Source organism: Catenuloplanes nepalensis (assembly GCF_030811575.1).
GTDB classification, from domain to species: Bacteria; Actinomycetota; Actinomycetes; order Mycobacteriales; family Micromonosporaceae; genus Catenuloplanes; species Catenuloplanes nepalensis.
Genome location: NZ_JAUSRA010000001.1, coordinates 6,797,807 through 6,813,089 on the forward strand (window position 1 = coordinate 6,797,807; position 15,283 = coordinate 6,813,089).

11 protein-coding genes are annotated in these 15,283 nt (G+C 70.0%); 7 read left to right on the forward strand and 4 right to left on the reverse strand.

Features of this window, described 5'->3' with window-relative positions; translation table 11 throughout:
• Positions 1-38 precede the first annotated feature (38 nt).
• From J2S43_RS29135 to J2S43_RS29145, 3 genes are read right to left on the reverse strand one after another with little or no spacing between them, the layout of a single operon-like run.
• Positions 39-677 (reverse strand): PIG-L deacetylase family protein, encoded by a 639-nt coding sequence (locus J2S43_RS29135; protein ID WP_306834617.1) that lies wholly within the window; start codon positions 675-677, stop codon positions 39-41.
• Positions 677-1,525, reverse strand: coding sequence for a sugar phosphate nucleotidyltransferase (locus tag J2S43_RS29140; protein ID WP_306834619.1), 849 nt, complete (start codon positions 1,523-1,525; stop codon positions 677-679). Before J2S43_RS29140 ends, J2S43_RS29135 begins: the two co-directional genes overlap by 1 nt.
• Before the next feature lie 38 nt (positions 1,526-1,563).
• A complete protein-coding gene (locus J2S43_RS29145) occupies positions 1,564-2,793 on the reverse strand; it encodes a class I SAM-dependent methyltransferase (RefSeq protein WP_306834621.1) in 1,230 nt (409 codons plus the stop codon).
• A gap of 348 nt (positions 2,794-3,141) precedes the next feature.
• Between J2S43_RS29145 and J2S43_RS29150 the strand changes: the two genes are divergently transcribed.
• The 7 genes from J2S43_RS29150 to fxsT all read left to right on the forward strand — a co-directional run bounded on the left by J2S43_RS29150 (position 3,142) and on the right by fxsT (position 13,304).
• On the forward strand, positions 3,142-4,299 hold the full coding sequence (locus J2S43_RS29150; protein WP_306834622.1) for a YveK family protein: 1,158 nt from the start codon (positions 3,142-3,144) through the stop codon (positions 4,297-4,299).
• Entirely contained in the window at positions 4,296-5,699 is a 1,404-nt protein-coding gene (locus tag J2S43_RS29155; RefSeq protein ID WP_306834624.1) for an O-antigen ligase family protein, read from the forward strand. Before J2S43_RS29150 ends, J2S43_RS29155 begins: the two co-directional genes overlap by 4 nt.
• Before the next feature lie 87 nt (positions 5,700-5,786).
• A complete protein-coding gene (locus J2S43_RS29160; RefSeq protein WP_306834627.1) occupies positions 5,787-6,821 on the forward strand; it encodes an NAD-dependent epimerase/dehydratase family protein in 1,035 nt (344 codons plus the stop codon).
• Positions 6,818-7,978: a class I SAM-dependent methyltransferase gene (locus J2S43_RS29165; protein ID WP_306834629.1), complete on the forward strand. Its 1,161-nt coding sequence runs from the start codon at positions 6,818-6,820 to the stop codon at positions 7,976-7,978. Before J2S43_RS29160 ends, J2S43_RS29165 begins: the two co-directional genes overlap by 4 nt.
• Positions 7,975-9,000 carry a glycosyltransferase family 2 protein gene (locus J2S43_RS29170; protein ID WP_306834631.1) on the forward strand — a complete coding sequence of 342 codons (1,026 nt, stop codon included), beginning with the start codon at positions 7,975-7,977 and terminating at the stop codon, positions 8,998-9,000. The genes J2S43_RS29165 and J2S43_RS29170 overlap by 4 nt, the downstream gene beginning before the upstream one ends.
• Complete coding sequence (locus tag J2S43_RS29175) at positions 8,997-10,313, forward strand: glutamate-1-semialdehyde 2,1-aminomutase (RefSeq protein ID WP_306834632.1); 1,317 nt, start codon at positions 8,997-8,999, stop codon at positions 10,311-10,313. Before J2S43_RS29170 ends, J2S43_RS29175 begins: the two co-directional genes overlap by 4 nt.
• 147 nt (positions 10,314-10,460) lie before the next feature.
• Positions 10,461-13,304, forward strand: coding sequence for an FxSxx-COOH system tetratricopeptide repeat protein (gene fxsT / locus J2S43_RS29180; protein WP_306834634.1), 2,844 nt, complete (start codon positions 10,461-10,463; stop codon positions 13,302-13,304).
• Between the two features lie 329 nt (positions 13,305-13,633).
• Here the strand turns inward: fxsT and J2S43_RS29185 are convergent, their stop codons facing one another.
• Positions 13,634-15,109, reverse strand: coding sequence for an oligosaccharide flippase family protein (locus tag J2S43_RS29185; protein WP_306834636.1), 1,476 nt, complete (start codon positions 15,107-15,109; stop codon positions 13,634-13,636).
• Positions 15,110-15,283 lie beyond the last annotated feature (174 nt).

The following is a 15,283-nucleotide window of genomic DNA, read 5'->3' on the forward strand; positions in this document are numbered from 1 at the left end:
AGTGCACGGTACCGGCTGCGGGTAGCAACGGGGACGGGTCAGAACGAAACCGTAACCTTTCGGCTGTGAAAGGCTTCCGCGTACCGGCTGCGGCACTCTACGCCACGGATGCGCGCCAGTCCGAGAAACACCTCGTCGTCCCACCAGTCGCGGGAGGACTGGGAGGGGAAGTGCTCGTGGAGCAGGGCCACCTTGCGCCGGGCGATGTCATCCGGCATGGGGACGTAGACGGAGGGGCGGCCGAGGTCGCCGTCCCATTTGGGGATCTCGTAGTTGAGGACCAGCGCGTCGCGGAAGGCGGTGGGGGCCAGCTCGCCCAGCGTCCGGTGGTCCTGGTGGGCGTCGCCGGACCAGGGGGCGATGACCAGGTCGGGGGTGGCCTCGCGGGCGGCGCGCTCGATCTGGGTCTTGACCGTGTCCCAGTGGGCGGGCAGCCGGCCGTCCGGCAACGTGCCGAGGTCGAACGTGAGGTCGGCACCGGGCAGGAAGGCAGCGGCGGCGGCACGCGCCTCGGCCTGGCGGGCGGGAGTGCCGGTGGCCAGCACGTAGTGCACCGCGAGGCCGGGGTTCGCGGCGGCGACCCGCAGGAGCAGGCCGCCGGCGGCGATCTCGATGTCGTCCGGGTGGGCGCCGAGCGCCACCAGCGACCGGATGCCGGTGAGCGCGAGCGGGCGCATCAGCCGGCGAGGAGCGACGAGGCGCGGGTGGGCTGGCTCGGGATGATGAGCTTGCGCGCGACGCCGTTGCGGTTGTCGTCCCACAGCATCCAGGGGCAGTCGCCGCGGGCGAACATCTCCTCCAGTTCGGCGCGGTCCTTGAACGTGTCCGCGGCGCGCCAGAACCCGTCGTACCGCTGGGCCTGCAGTTTGCCCTGGGGTATCAAACGGTCGAACGCGTGCGGCACCATGTCCTCACCCTCATGCAGATATTCGAAGATGTCCGGCTTCATCACGAAGAATCCGCCGTTCTCGTACTGCATCAGGTCGCGGACCTCGCGCACGCGCGTGACCAGCCCGTTGTCGCCCATCTCGACCACGTGGTGGGTGGAGACCGGCGGCACCGCGAGCATGCTGACCACGGCGCCGCTGTTCCGGAACGATTCCACCGAAGCGGAGAGGTCCGAGGCGGTCAGCGTGTCCGCGTAGTTGGCCAGGAAGATCTCCTCGTCCTGGACGTGCTCGCGGACCTTCATCAGCCGCTCGCCGATGGTGGCGCGCAGGCCGGTGTCGATGAACGTGATGTTCCAGTCGGAGATGTCGGTCGAGAACATCCGGATGTCGCGGCCGCCGCCGGTGAGCGTGAAGTCGTTGGAGATCGTCTCGTCGTACCGGAGGAAGTAGTCCTTGACCGCGGCCGCGCCGTAGCCGAGGCAGAGGATGAAGTCCTTGTGCCCGAAGTGGGCGTAGTACCGCATCACGTGCCAGAGCAGGGGGCGGTCGCCGATCAGCTGCATCGGCTTGGGAGCCGAGGCGGCACCTTCCCGCATGCGCATGCCGAAACCACCGCAGAAGAGGACGACCTTCACGCTGTGCTGCCTTTCATCCTGAAAGCCTTGAACAAAGCTCAGACCACGTCGAGGTGCGGGATCGGGAAGACCAGCCGGCCGCCCCACTCGTGCACGTACGCCAGCTGCTTGCTGATCTCGGTGCGCAGGTTCCACGGCAGTACCAGCACGTAGTCCGGCTTGTCCGCGGCGATCCGCTCCGGCGCGTGGATCGGGATGTGCGTGCCCGGCAGGAACATGCCCTGCTTGTGCGGGTTCCGGTCGACCGTGTAGGCCAGCAGGTCGGACCGGATGCCCGCGTGGTTGAGCAGCGTGTTGCCCTTGCCGGGCGCGCCGTAGCCGACCACGGTCCTGCCCTCGGCCCGCGCGGTGAGCAGGAACTCGACCAGGTCGCGCTTGACGCCGAAGACCGCCTCCGCGAAGCCCCTGTGCCCCTCGACCGTGTGCAGCCCGGCCTCGGCCTCGGCCTCCAGGACCGACTTCACGTTCGCCGACGGCTCACCAGCGAGATCCAGATGCCGCGCGTGTACGCGGAGCGAGCCGCCGTGACTGGACAGCTCCTCCACGTCCACCACGGTCAGGCCCGCGGTGGCGAGCGCGCGCTGCGCGGTCAGCAGCGTCAGGTAGTGGTAGTGCTCGTGGTAGATCGTGTCGAACTGGTTGCGCTCGATCAGCCGCAGCAGGTGCGGGAACTCCAGCGTGACCAGGCCCTCCGGCTTGACCAGAGCGGCCAGCCCGGCACTGAACCCGACCAGGTCCGGGATGTGCGCGTAGACGTTGTTGCCGGCGACGAGGTCCGCGCGGCCGTAGCGCGCGGCCAGCGCGGCGCCGGTCTCCGCACCGAGGAACTCCGACTCGGTGCGGATGCCCTTCTCCCGTGCGACCGCCGCGATGTTCGCGGCCGGCTCGACGCCGAGCACCGGTACGCCGGCCGCGACGAAGTGCTGGAGCAGGTAGCCGTCGTTGCTGGCGACCTCGGTGACCAGGCTGTCCGGGCCGAGCCCGAGCCGCTCCGTCATCGCCTCCGCGTAGCGGCGGGCGTGCTCGACCCACGAGGTGGAGTACGACGAGAAGTACGCGTAGTCGCTGAAGATGTCCTCGCCGGCCACGTACGCCGGGAGCTGCACCAGCAGGCACTCGGAACAGATCCGCACGTGCAACGGATAGAACGACTCCCGCGCGTCGATCTGGTCGGCACGGAGAAAGCTTTCGCAGAGCGGTGACATGCCCAGATCGACAAACGTCTCGGTGAGTGCGTTTCCGCACAGCCGGCACGGGATAGCGTCCATAACTCCCACCTTGATCACGGCCAGGACCCGGCAACGGTAATTAGCGGTACCAGGGCATGCGAACCGGAAGTAAGAAATCCGTCACTCAGGCCTGTGACCTGCAGTGTTCGGTCGCAAGTGTGCCATGCGACGGTCGCGGGAAACGGAGAAGATCGCCGAAACGTCACCGGACTGCCTCAACGTCCTTTTCGACCCTGTTGTCGAGGGTTGCCAAAGACCGGGAATCGCGGTCAGACTCCTTTAGCGAGCGCTCTGGCAGCAAGGAAGCACGGCCCGTGCGCATATCGGGAGTCCGGGGATTTAAATATTTGGTCGATTCCCGGCCGATCGAATCCTCGAGAGGACCCCATGGATTTCGCGGATGTCGCCAAGCTGCTGTGGCGACGCTGGTACCTGACCGCGCCGCTGTTGCTGCTGACAGTGATCGCCATGGTCTGGATGGCGCTCGTGGTGAAGCCGGACTACAAGGCGATCGGCAACGTGACGCTGATCCCGCCGACCGTCTCCACCCAGGCCGCGATCGGCACGACCCAGGAGGTCAACCCCTGGGAGCCGGCCGCGCTGGCCGAGGCGACGCTGATCCGGCTGCAGAGCAAGGCGCTCGCCGACTCGCTGGCCGCGCAGGGCTTCGACGGCGAGTGGACCGTCACCACGCTCGACACGAACGCGCCGATCATCTCGATCGAGGTGGTCTCGCCGACCGAGCAGCAGGCCCGGGAGGCGCTGTCCGCGCTGATCGCGGTCGTGCGGGAGGAGGTCGCCACCAAGCAGGAGGCCTACAGGCTGCAGGACGGTGAGAAGATCACCACGCTGCCGCTGGAGAACTCGGACAGCGTGGAGAAGGTCACCACGAAGCTCAAGCGCGCGCTCGTGGTGGTCTTCGGCGTCGGCCTGATCCTGACCATCGGCGTGGCCGTCTCGGTCGACGCGGTGCTCCGCCGCCGGGCCCGCCGCCAGGTCGAGGGCGCGGCCTCGATTCCCGCGCCGGTGCCGGTGATCATCCCGCCGCGCCCGGTGGTGCCGGTCGTGCCGGCCGACATCAACAGCACGCAGCGGATCGCGCCGGTCGTGGTGGCCGGCCCGGCCACCCCCATCGTCAAGGCGGCACCCGCGGCACCCGCGGCGCCCACGGCACCTGCGACGCCCACGGCCCCCGCGGCGCCCGCGAAGAAGGCGGGAGGCGCGGTCTACGGCCAGCGCAGGACGGCCGAGGACGCCACCTCGCCGACCGCGGGCGGCGCCCCCGCCTACAGCCCGCCGGCGCGGAAGCCGGCCCTGCCCGCGATGCCCGCCGTGCAGATCAACCTGGCGAAGAAGCCCGCCGGAAAGCCGGCCGAGACCGCCGGTGGAAGCGCCGGCGGCCCGGCCGCGAAGCCCGCGCACGAGGCCACCAAGCCGGCCGAGAAGCCGCGCCCGATGCCGGAGGACGCGACGATCGTGCTGCCGCTGTCCAACGCCGCGTGGTCCCGCCCGGCGGCCGAGCCCACCGAGGCCACGAAGCCTTGACCAGCCCCGCGGCCACGCTGCACCACCCGGTCGACTTCGAGCCGTCGCTGCTCGAGGACGTCGGCACGGTCGGCTCGACCTACACCACGCGCGGCCGGCGGCACCTGCTCGACGGCGCCGCGCTGCTCAGCATGCTCGTCATGCTCAACCTGCTGCTCCCGCAGGACCTGGTGGTCCAGCAGCTCAGCTCGCTCGGCCGGCCCGCGCTGCTGCTCGGCATGGTCTTCTTCTTCGGCTGGCTGGTCTCGAAGCTGCACCCGCGGCTCGCGCTGCGCGGCCCGCAGCCGGTCCGCTGGGCCGCGATCTTCTACCTGGCCGCCGTGCTCTCCGCGTACGCGGCCGGCTACCTGCGCGGCCTGCCGTCGCTGGAGGCGAACGCGGCCGACCGGGCGATCATCGGCACCGCCGCGTTCCTCGGCGTGCTGCTGGTCTGCGCGGACGGCGTGGCGAACCGGGACCGGCTGGACAGCCTGCTGAAGATCTCGGTCTGGTGCGGCATGGTGATGGCGGTCATCGGCCTGCTGCAGGCCGGCCTCGCGCTCGACGTCACGAAGTACATCAAGGTCCCCGGCCTGGTCCTGCACCACGGCGAGGAGCTGGGCTTCATGTCCCGCGGCGACGGCTTCTTCCGGGTGGCGAGCACGGCCCAGCACTACATCGAGTTCAGCACCGTGATGGCGATCCTGCTGCCGTTCGCGGTGCACTACGCGATGTTCGGCACGAAGAAGGTCATCCGGCAGTGGGCGATCGTGGCCGGCGTGCTGATGGGCGCGGCGATCCCGATGACGCTGTCCCGGACCGGCATCGTGGCGCTGGTGGTCGGCGGCCTGGCGATGCTGCCGGCCTGGAGCTGGCGGGTGCGGATCAACCTGGCCGGGCTGGGCGTGCTGCTCGGCGGCGCGCTGATGGCGGTCAAACCGGGCCTGATCGGCACGATCATCTCGATGTTCACCGGCGCGGCGGACGACCCGAGCATCACCGGCCGGACCGACGACTACGCCGTGATCTTCGCGTACGTCGCGGAGCGGCCGTTCTTCGGGCGCGGGCCGGGCACGTTCATCCCGACGATCTACTTCTTCGTCGACAACGAGTGGCTGCAGCACCTGGTCACCATGGGCGTGCTGGGCGTGGCCGGGCTCGCGACGCTGCACCTGACCGCGCTGACGCTGGGCGTGCTGGCCTACCGGCGGGCGGCCCGGCCCGAGGATCGGCACCTGGCGGCGTGCCTGATCGCGGTGCAACTGATCGCCGTGACCGTGGCGGCCACGTTCGACTCGCTGGGCTTCACCACGTACAGCACGATGCTGGCGCTGCTGACCGGCGCGACCGGCGCGGTGTGGCGCCTCACACATCCGGCCCGAATGGTCCGAAGCTCCGCCCCCCGCCTGACGAACGACTGATTCTGGACTCAACGTTGAGCGGATGAAAACCCGTATCGCCGCAGCTAGCGTGGTTGCGGAAGCACTTCGAGAACATGGGAGAGAAGCATGCGCGTCCTCGTCACCGGACACGAGGGGTACCTGGGCAGCGTGCTCGTCCCCCGGCTGGTCGCGGCCGGCCACGAGGTCGTCGGCCTGGACACCGGGCTCTTCGCGGACTGCCTGATCGGCCCGGCGCCGGTCGAGGTGCCGGCGATCCGCACCGACCTGCGCGACGTCACCGCGGACCAGCTGCGCGACGCGCGGGTCGAGGCGGTCGTGCACCTGGCCGCGATCTGCAACGACCCGATCGGGAACCTGAACCCGGACCTCACCTACGAGGTCAACCACCGGTCGACGCTGCGGCTGGCGCGCGCGGCCAAGGCGGCCGGTGCGACCCGCTTCCTGTTCTCCTCCTCGTGCAGCCTCTACGGCAAGGGCACCGACGACGCGCCGCTGGACGAGACCGCGGGCTTCAACCCGGTCACGCCGTACGGCGAGTCGAAGTACCTCTCCGAGCAGGGGCTGCTGGCGCTGGCCGACGACGACTTCTCGCCGACGTTCCTGCGCAACGCGACCGCGTACGGCTTCTCCCCGCGCCTGCGCGGCGACCTGGTCGTCAACGACCTCGTCGGGCACGCGCTGCACACCGGCCAGGTGCGGTTGCAGAGCGACGGCACCGCGTGGCGCCCGCTCGTGCACGCGGACGACATCGCGGCCGCGTTCGAGGCGCTGCTCACGGTCGACCGCACCCGGATCCACTCCAAGGCCTACAACATCGGGCGTACGTCGGAGAACTACCTGATCCGGGACGTGGCCAACCTGGTCCGGGACCTCGTCGGCGGCACCGTCACGTTCGCCGAGGGCGCCGGCACGGACCTGCGCAACTACCGGGTCACGTGTGACCTGGTCGCGGCCGAGGTGCCGGAGTTCGCGCCGCAGTGGACGGTCGCGAAGGGCATCGAGCAGCTCGTCGAGGCGTACCGCCGGCACGGTCTGGCCCTCGAGGACCTGATGGGTGAGCGGCACCAGCGGCTGAAGCGCATCAACGCGCTGACCGCGGCCGGGAGGCTGGACGGCGAGCTGCGCTGGACCACCGCATGAGCAGGTGTGACGCCTGCGGCGCGGGCGAGCTGGAGGTCTTCGGCGACCTCGGCGAGATCCCGGTGCTGTGCGGCGTGCACTGGGCGGACGCGGGCGAGGCGGCGGACAGCCCGGTCGGGCAGATGACGCTGGCCGCGTGCCCGAACTGCGGCTATGTCCGGAACGTGGCGTTCGACCCCGCGGTGATGGTCTACGACACGACGATGGACACGAACCTGCACCACTCGCCCGCGTTCGCCGCGTTCTCGGCGGAGCTGTGCGAGCGGCTCGCCGACCGCTATGACCTGCGTGGCAAGCGGATCCTGGACGTCGGGTGCGGGCAGGGCGAGTTCCTCCGTGAGCTGTGCCAGGTGAGCGGCGCGTCCGGGCACGGCTTCGACGCGATGTACGCGGGCTCGACCGGGCCGGACCCGTCCGGCGCGGTGTTCCACAGTGGATACGCGCCGCGCGGTGCGGCGCTGCCGGAGTTCGACCTGTTCACCACGCGGCACTGGTTCGAGCACATCGCCGACCCGTTCGAGTTCCTGGCCGACCTCCGCGAGCGGGCCGGGGACCGGGTCGTGCACGGGTACATCGAGGTGCCGGACGCGGGCTACGACCTGTCCACCGCGGGGTGGGAGGTCATCTACCCGCACGTGTCCTACTTCGACGCGTACGCACTGACCGCGATCGTGGAGCGGGCCGGCTGGACCGTCGAGGACTCCGGCACGTTCTTCCACGGCATGTTCCGCTACATCGAGATCTCCGCCAACGAAACCTCTTCGGCGGGTACGGCGGCGCGCGTCGAAGATCGCGACCGTACCCTCGCCGCGGTCTCCGGTTTTGCCCGGCGGCACCACCAGGAGCGGGACCGCTGGGAGCAGCGGATCGCCGAGCTGGTCGCCGCGGGCGCGAACCCGGTGATGTGGGGCGCCGGTTCCCGCGGCGTGCAGTTCCTGACGCTCGCGGACCGCACGCGGCAGCTCGCCGCCGTGGTCGACGTGAACCCGCGCAAGTGGGGCCGCTACCTGCCGGTCACCGCGCACCGGGTGGACCCGCCGGACGTGCTGACCCATCTGAAGCCGTCCGCCGTCATCATCACCAACCCGGCCTACAAGTCCGAGATCGCGGCGCAGCTGGGCGCGCTCGGCGTGGACGCGGAGCTGCTGGTCGCATGAGCGAGCTCGCGAGCGAGTCATCGGCTCAGCAGGGCCCCCGGCGCGGGCGTGAGTCCGGCTCGCGACGTCCCGTCAAGGTCACTCTGGGGTTCACCACGTACAACGTGGAGCGGTACCTGCCGCTCGCGTTCGAGTCCGTGCTGGCCCAGGACTTCACCGACTTCGAGGTCGTCGTCTGCGACAACCGGTCCACGGACCGGACCTGGGAGATCTGCCAGGAGTACGCGGCGCGCGACCCCCGGTTCCGCATCCACCGCAACGACGAGAACCTGGGCGAGGCCGGCAACTTCGCCCGCGTCGTGTCGCTGGCCCGCGGCGAGTACTTCCGGCTCACCGCGCACGACGACCTGATGGCGCCGTCGCTGCTCCGCGAGTGCGTGGCCGTGCTCGACGCGGACCCCGGCGTGGTCTGCGCGTACCCGCAGACCGTGATCATCGACGCGGACGGCAACCGGGTCAGCGACTGGGACGACCGGCTCGACCTCACCGACCCGAGCCCGGTCAGGCGTCTCGCGCACTTCGCGCAGCGCTGGTCGCTGCTCAACGAGCTGTTCGGCGTGATCCGCACCGGCGCGCTGCGGAACACCAGACTGCTCGGGCAGTACCTCTCCAGCGACGCCCGGATCGTGGCGGAGCTGGTGCTGCAGGGGCGCTTCCAGGTCGTACCCGCGCGGCTCTTCTATCGCCGGATGCATCCGGCCATGACGTTCGGCGGCGACCGCACCGACGTGCTGGCGCACCACGAACCGCGCCTGGCGATGAAGGCGCGCAAGGCCGCCCGGCGCGCCAAGCCCGGCGCCGACCACCAGGTGCTGATCGCGGACGTGATGCGCACGTTCCTGGCCACGGCCGATCAACCGCTGGCCACGCGCCTGCGCAGCGCGGCCACGTTCGGCGCGGTCGCGGAGTCCCGTCGGGCCCGGATCCGGCTCGGCAAACTCCGCCGGCGCGTCACCGGAGGGGTCTTGGAGAAGCCGCCGTGGGAGAACGCGGACGGATCGTTGAAGAAGGAGTCGTCATGAGGTTCGACGAATCCCGCCGCCTGCGGGAACGCGCACACGCCATGATCCCCGGCGGGGCGCACACCTACGCCAAGGGCGACGACCAGTACCCGGAGGACGCGCCCGGCTTCATCGTCCGCGGTGCCGGCGCCCACGTCTGGGACGTGGACGGCAATTCCTTTGTCGAGTACGGCATGGGGCTGCGCGCGGTCACGCTCGGCCACGGCTACGCGCCCGTGGTCGACGCGGTCATGCGCGCGCTGCCGCACGGCAGCAACTTCACCCGGCCGGCCGCGATCGAGGTCGAGGCCGCGGAACGCCTGCTCGGACTGGTCGGCCGGCACGACGGCGCCATGGTCAAGTTCGCCAAGCACGGCTCGGACGCGACCACCGCCGCGGTCAAGCTCGCCCGCGCGCACACCGGCCGGGACATGGTCGCGATCTGCACCGACCACCCGTTCTTCTCCACCGACGACTGGTTCATCGGCGCGACCCCGATGCCCGGCGGCGTGCCGGGCACGGTCCGCGCGCTCACCGCCGGCTTCCGGTACAACGACGTCTCCAGCGTTTCGGAGGTCTTCGCGGCGCACCCGGGCCGGATCGCCGCGATCGTGATGGAGGCGGAGACCACCACCGCGCCCGCGCCCGGCTTCCTCGCCGCGGTTCGCCGGCTCTGCGACGAGCACGGCGCGCTGCTGGTCATCGACGAGACCCTGACCGGCTTCCGCTGGCACGACCGCGGCGCCCAGGCGGTCCACGACGTCACCGGCGACCTCGCCGTCTACGGCAAGGCGATGGGCAACGGCTTCGCGATCTCCGCACTGGTCGGCCGCCCGGACGTGATGGAGCTCGGCGGCCTGCGCCACGACCGGGAGCGCGTCTTCCTGCTCTCCACCACGCACGGCGCGGAGACGCACGCGCTGGCCGCCGCGATCGCGGTGATGGACGTCTACGCCGCCGAGCCGGTGATCGAGACCCTCTACCGCCAGGGCGCCCGCCTGGCCGCCGGCGTCACGGAGGCCGCCGCCCGGCACGGCGTCAGCGACCATTTCGGCGTGCTCGGCCGCGACTGCAACCTCATCTACTACACGAAGGACGCGTCCGGCGAACGCTCCCAGCCCTTCCGCACCCTCTTCCTCCAGGAACTCATCACGGGCGGCATCATCGCCCCGTCCTTCAGCATCTCCTTCGCCCACACGGACGCGGACGTGGACCGCACCATCGAGGTCGTGGACGCTGCCTTGGGCGTGTATGCCAAGGCACTGGACGCGGGCAGCGTGGACGGACTCCTCCGGGGCAGGCCGGTCGCGCCGGTCTTCCGTCCCTACAACTGACATCCCGCGGGGCACGTGCCTTGTTCAGCGCCACATATTTACTCGCACCGCAATCATGTAGTTCCATGGAAGCCACAACCTGACAGAACTTGACGCTGGTTGGCACCGGTGGCGATGTCGGCGGTCGCGAGACGTGGAGCGTGACGGGTGACCCCTGGAGACTCCGGCACAGGCGGCCCCGACATCTCGCGATCCGAGTTCCTGGCCGAGCTGCAACTGCTCTACCGCGCCGCCGGACGCCCGGCGTACCGCAAGGTCAGCGACGCCATCCGCGACCGGGACGACATGCCGGACACGGTCAGTCACGAGACCGTCAGCGCGATCATCCGGGGCGCCGTGCTGCCTCGATGGATCAAAGTGGAGTGCGTCGTCCGGCAGCTCGCCACCATGGCGGTGGTGAAGCCGGACACCGAGGCGGAGGTACGCCGTTTTCACCTGCTGTGGTCGGCGGAGGACGACCGGCAGCGCGGGCGGAGCTCCGGCCACTCCGCCCAGCCGAACGCGATGTCGGCGATCACCCGCCACCCCGGCCGGCCGTTCGGCGAGGGACTGCCCCCGCAGAATCTGTTCATCGGACGGCAGGACCTTCTCGATCGGATCGTCGCCGAGCTGGCGGTGCAGTTATTCATGCCGGTCGTGCTGCACGGTCCCGCCGGTATGGGAAAGACGCACATCGCGATCGAGTACGTGCATCGGTACCGCGGCGACTACGACCACATCTGGTGGATTCCGGCGGAGCAGCCGGGCGCGACTCCGGCCGAGATGACCCGGATCGCGGATCACCTGGGCATACAACACAGCCGGTCGATCATGCAGACCGTCCGGACGGTGCTCAACCGGCTGGAGTCCGGGGACGCGGGGCGATGGCTGATCGTCTTCGACAACGCCGGGCCGGCTACCGAGGTGGCGGAGTTCCTGCCGACCTCCGGGGGAGACGTCATCATCACCACGAGGGACACGGCCGGCTGGCGGGGACGCGGCCGGCTGCTCGAGGTGAACGTGTTCGAGCGTGCGGAGAGCGTCGAGCTGCTGCGGACCCGCGGCCACCGGATCTCCTCCCCGGACGCGGACAAGCTCGCCGAGTTCCTCGGGGACATGCCGCTGGCGCTGGAGCAGGTCGCGGCCATGCAGTCGTACACGCGCGCGCCGGTCGGTGAGTACCTCGAACAGTTGGAAAGCCGAGCCGCGGCGGTGCTGTCGCAGCAGCGTCCGGCCGGCTACTCGCAGACGGTGGCGAGCGCGTTCGGGCTGGCCTACGACCGGCTCCGGCACGAGTCCCTCGGTGCGGCCCGGCTGCTGGACATGCTCTCCTGTCTCGCGGCCGAGCCCATCCCGCTGGCACTGCTCCGCCGCGCCGGAGGCACCCGGATTCCCGCCCCGCTCGGCCGGATCGTCGACGATCAGGATCAACTCGAGACGGCGGTCGGGCGTCTCGGCAAGTACGGTCTGGCCAGGGTCGGCGACGACGCGCAGCGGCTGGAGGTGCACCGGCTGGTGCAGCTCATCGTGCGGGACACGCTGAGCGAGGCCGAGCTGCGGCTCGCCCGCGCCAGCGCGCACCGCCTGCTCAGCGTCGCGAACCCGGGCCGCCCCGACGACCAGGTCACCTGGGACCTCCACTCCCAGCTGCGAAGGCACATCCGCGTCTCCGGCCTGGTGCAGAACCTGGACGGCGCGGCCAGGGCGGTCGTGCTCGACCAGATCAGGTACCTAGCACTCTCCGGAGACCCGAACGAGGCGGTGAACCTGGCGCAGGAGGTGCTGCCGACCTGGAGCGAGGCGGGCGCACCGGACGAGCAGACCTACACGGTCCGCCAGCGACTGGGCGAGGCGCTCATCCAGGCAGGCCGGTACACCGAGGCGATGAAGGCCGCGGACGCACTCTGGCAGAGCATCAGAGACGATCCTGACTTCGGCCCGGGTCACGATCTGGCGGTGGACATCGCTCGGCAGGTGGGCCAGCTCTACCGAATCTCAGGCCGCTACGGTGCTGCACTCGATCTCGAGCAGGGCGTCCTCGCCCTCCTTCCTCCGTCACCGGGCGGTGGGACCCGCCGAATCTGGGCTCAGAACAATCTTGCGGTCAGCTATCGGCAACTGGGCCGCTACGACGAAGCGCTTCGGCTCGACCAGGGTGTACGGCGAGAACGAGCGCGCCTGCTCGGCGCCACCCACAACTGGACCCTGCTGTCCGGCTCCAACATCGCACGTGATCTCTACGGCCTCGGCCGCTACGCGGAGGCGCTGGCGGTCATGGAGACCGTCCTTCCGCAGACCCGACGAGAGTTGGGGGCACGCCACGACTTCGTCCTGCTGGGGACCAGGACCCTCGCGGTCGCCGCCCGGAAGTCCGGTGATCTCGATCGCGCCCTGGCGGTCAGTAACGAGAACCAGAAGGACTGCCTCGCCACCTATCCGGACGATCACGAAGCCACACTGGCCGCGATCATGACCTATGCGAACACGCTGTGCGCGGCCGGCCAGTTCACCAAGGCGTGGGACCTGTTCACCATGATCATCTACCGGTACCGGCGCAGCTTCGGTGTGCAGAATCCGCTGTCGCTGGCGGCGTACATCAACCTCGGCATCGTGCTGCGCGCTCAAGGCGAGCGCAACAAGGCCCAGCAAATCGACCATCAGACGTTGTCTGCCCTCCGTCGGACCGTCGGGCCCCGGCACCCGTACACGCTCGCCGCCGCGGTAGGCCTCGCCAATGACTTCGCGACGGTGCCGGACGAGCATGAATCCGCCATCGCGTTGCTCGCCGATACGTGGGCCGTCATGCACGACGTCCACGGTGAGAACCATCCCGACACGCTGACGTGCGCGGTCAACTACGGTCTGCTGGGAGCTCGCGACGACAAGCGGATCCCTTCGGCCGACGACGCTCTGGCACGGCTGGAACAGGCCCTCGGTGTAGGCCATCCCCACGTGTCCGCCCTGCGCCAGGGGCTGCACGGCGAAGTCGATGTGGAGCCCCCGCCCACCTGACCCGCCGCAGCCACCACCATGAATGTACGCATTCTCCCGGCCCGGGCAGGTGTACGGTGCACCTGCAAAATCAACGTGCCGCTCCCGAGCCGGCTTGGCTCAAGACGGTAGAAAGAACATCGAAATTGCGTCAATCCGGGAGTGCCTCTGTGAAGCCCAACGAAGCAGCGCGACAAGATCCTGACGCTGAGCTTCGCGACGTGCGCGCTTTGCCACTGGAAGAACTGGTAACCGCGTCCCCTACCGATCTGGACGGCCCCCTGGACCGCGTCCTGCGGACCGTTTCGACGGTCGGGGAGACCCTGGCAGCGTTCAGCAATTCTCCGTGATCAGGAGCGACGCACGAGGGACGACACCAGGCTACGGGCCCGGTGGTCCAGGGCGACGAGAAGCAGCGCCGTCACGCCGAGCGTGGCACAGGCGGTGAGCAGGAGGCTCGGGAGGACATGGAGGCCGGACGGGAGCAGCGACTCCACCAGCAATCCGGTGCCGAGCGCCGCCAGACCGGCCAGCAGCGGTGGCAGTGACGGCAGCAGGACCGTCCGGGCCTTCAGGTGCAGCACGCGGTAGAGGGCCACCCACACGTACACCGCCGTCATCGTTCCCTGCACCGCGAAGACCGTCCACGCGATCGCCAGCACCTGGAGGCTGACCGCGGCGTCGCGCATCCACAGGCCGACCGCCACGATCGAGATCGCCGCTACCACCGCCTCGATCCAGCCGATCACCGCGCCCACCCCGGGCCGTCCGGCGGCCTGCACCGCGGGTGTGAGGATGCTGCCGATCATCGTGATCGCACCGGCCGCGCACAGCACCCGCAGCGCACCCGCCGCCGGCTCCCACTCCGCTCCCACCAGCCGCAGCAGCGGGCCGGCCGTGGCCGCGAGGATGCCCAGCGCCGGGTACATCAGCATCGCGGCGGCGTGCACGAACTGGCCCAGCCGCCGCCCGAACGCCTCCCGGTCCGCGGTCAGCCGGGCCAGATCCGCCAGCGACACCTGACCGATGCCGCCGGCGGCGACGCTGTTGACCATCTCGACGATCCGGACCGCGAAGCGGTACAACCCGATCGCGGCCGGGCCGAAGAACGCGCCCATCACCAGCGCGTCGATGCGGCTGGAGACGAAGAACGCGGTGACCTCGGAGAGCGAGTGCAGGGAGAACCGGCGCAGGTCGCGCAGCGCGGGGCCGATGCCGCCGCGCCGTGGGCGCCACTCGGTCACGGTCCACACGACCGCGGCGGTCAGCGCGGACATCGTGATCTGCTGCACCGCGTAGGCCCACACGCCCAGCCCGGCGACCGCGGCGCCGACACCCAGCACGCCGGAGATCAGCGCCACCGTCAGCACCCGTAGCGAGATGCGCTTCATGTCCATCCGGCGGCGCAGGATCGCGTCCGGGATGACGGCGAGCGCGTTGAGCACGATCACCGGGGCGAGCGCCCAGCACACGTACGCCAGCTGGGGTGTCCCGTTCCAGATCGCCCACAGCGGAGCGATCGCCGCCAGCGCCACCGCGAAGACGACGGCCGATCCGAGCGTGCTCCAGAACGCGGCGTCGAAGTGCCGGTCGGTGACGTCCTCGCGCTGGATGACGGCCTGGGCCGGGCCGTGCTGCATGAGCATCTGCGCGAACGTGACCCAGACCAGCGCGAGTGCCATCACGCCGAACTCGGCGGGCGGCACGAACGCGGCCATCACGAAGGTCACGACGCCGGTCACCGCGAAGTTACCGCCGGTGAGCACATATGACCAGACGACGGCCCGGCGGACGGTTCCGCTGCTGTGCGGCCCGGCTTCACTCATCGAACGGCTCCCAGCAGCGACGACGTACAACGGCAAGCAGTTGATCTTAAGAGCACGGGACGAGAAACCGCAGGTCCGCTGCCGCTTCGGCGTCGGATGACAGGACCCGGGTCGCGAATCGCCGGGGCCGAACGGCCAGGACCACCGCAGAAAACTGACAGACCGGCCGGTACG

What these genes read in the sequence shown, in the direction of transcription:
- J2S43_RS29135 (WP_306834617.1), bottom strand. Translation starts at nt 677, where the DNA reads ATGCGCCCGCTCGCGCTCACCGGCATCCGGTCGCTGGTGGCGCTCGGC.
- J2S43_RS29145 (WP_306834621.1), bottom strand. Translation starts at nt 2,793, where the DNA reads ATGGACGCTATCCCGTGCCGGCTGTGCGGAAACGCACTCACCGAGACG.
- J2S43_RS29150 (WP_306834622.1), top strand. Translation starts at nt 3,142, where the DNA reads ATGGATTTCGCGGATGTCGCCAAGCTGCTGTGGCGACGCTGGTACCTG.
- J2S43_RS29160 (WP_306834627.1), top strand. Translation starts at nt 5,787, where the DNA reads ATGCGCGTCCTCGTCACCGGACACGAGGGGTACCTGGGCAGCGTGCTC.
- J2S43_RS29165 (WP_306834629.1), top strand. Translation starts at nt 6,818, where the DNA reads ATGAGCAGGTGTGACGCCTGCGGCGCGGGCGAGCTGGAGGTCTTCGGC.
- J2S43_RS29170 (WP_306834631.1), top strand. Translation starts at nt 7,975, where the DNA reads ATGAGCGAGCTCGCGAGCGAGTCATCGGCTCAGCAGGGCCCCCGGCGC.
- J2S43_RS29175 (WP_306834632.1), top strand. Translation starts at nt 8,997, where the DNA reads ATGAGGTTCGACGAATCCCGCCGCCTGCGGGAACGCGCACACGCCATG.
- J2S43_RS29185 (WP_306834636.1), bottom strand. Translation starts at nt 15,109, where the DNA reads ATGAGTGAAGCCGGGCCGCACAGCAGCGGAACCGTCCGCCGGGCCGTC.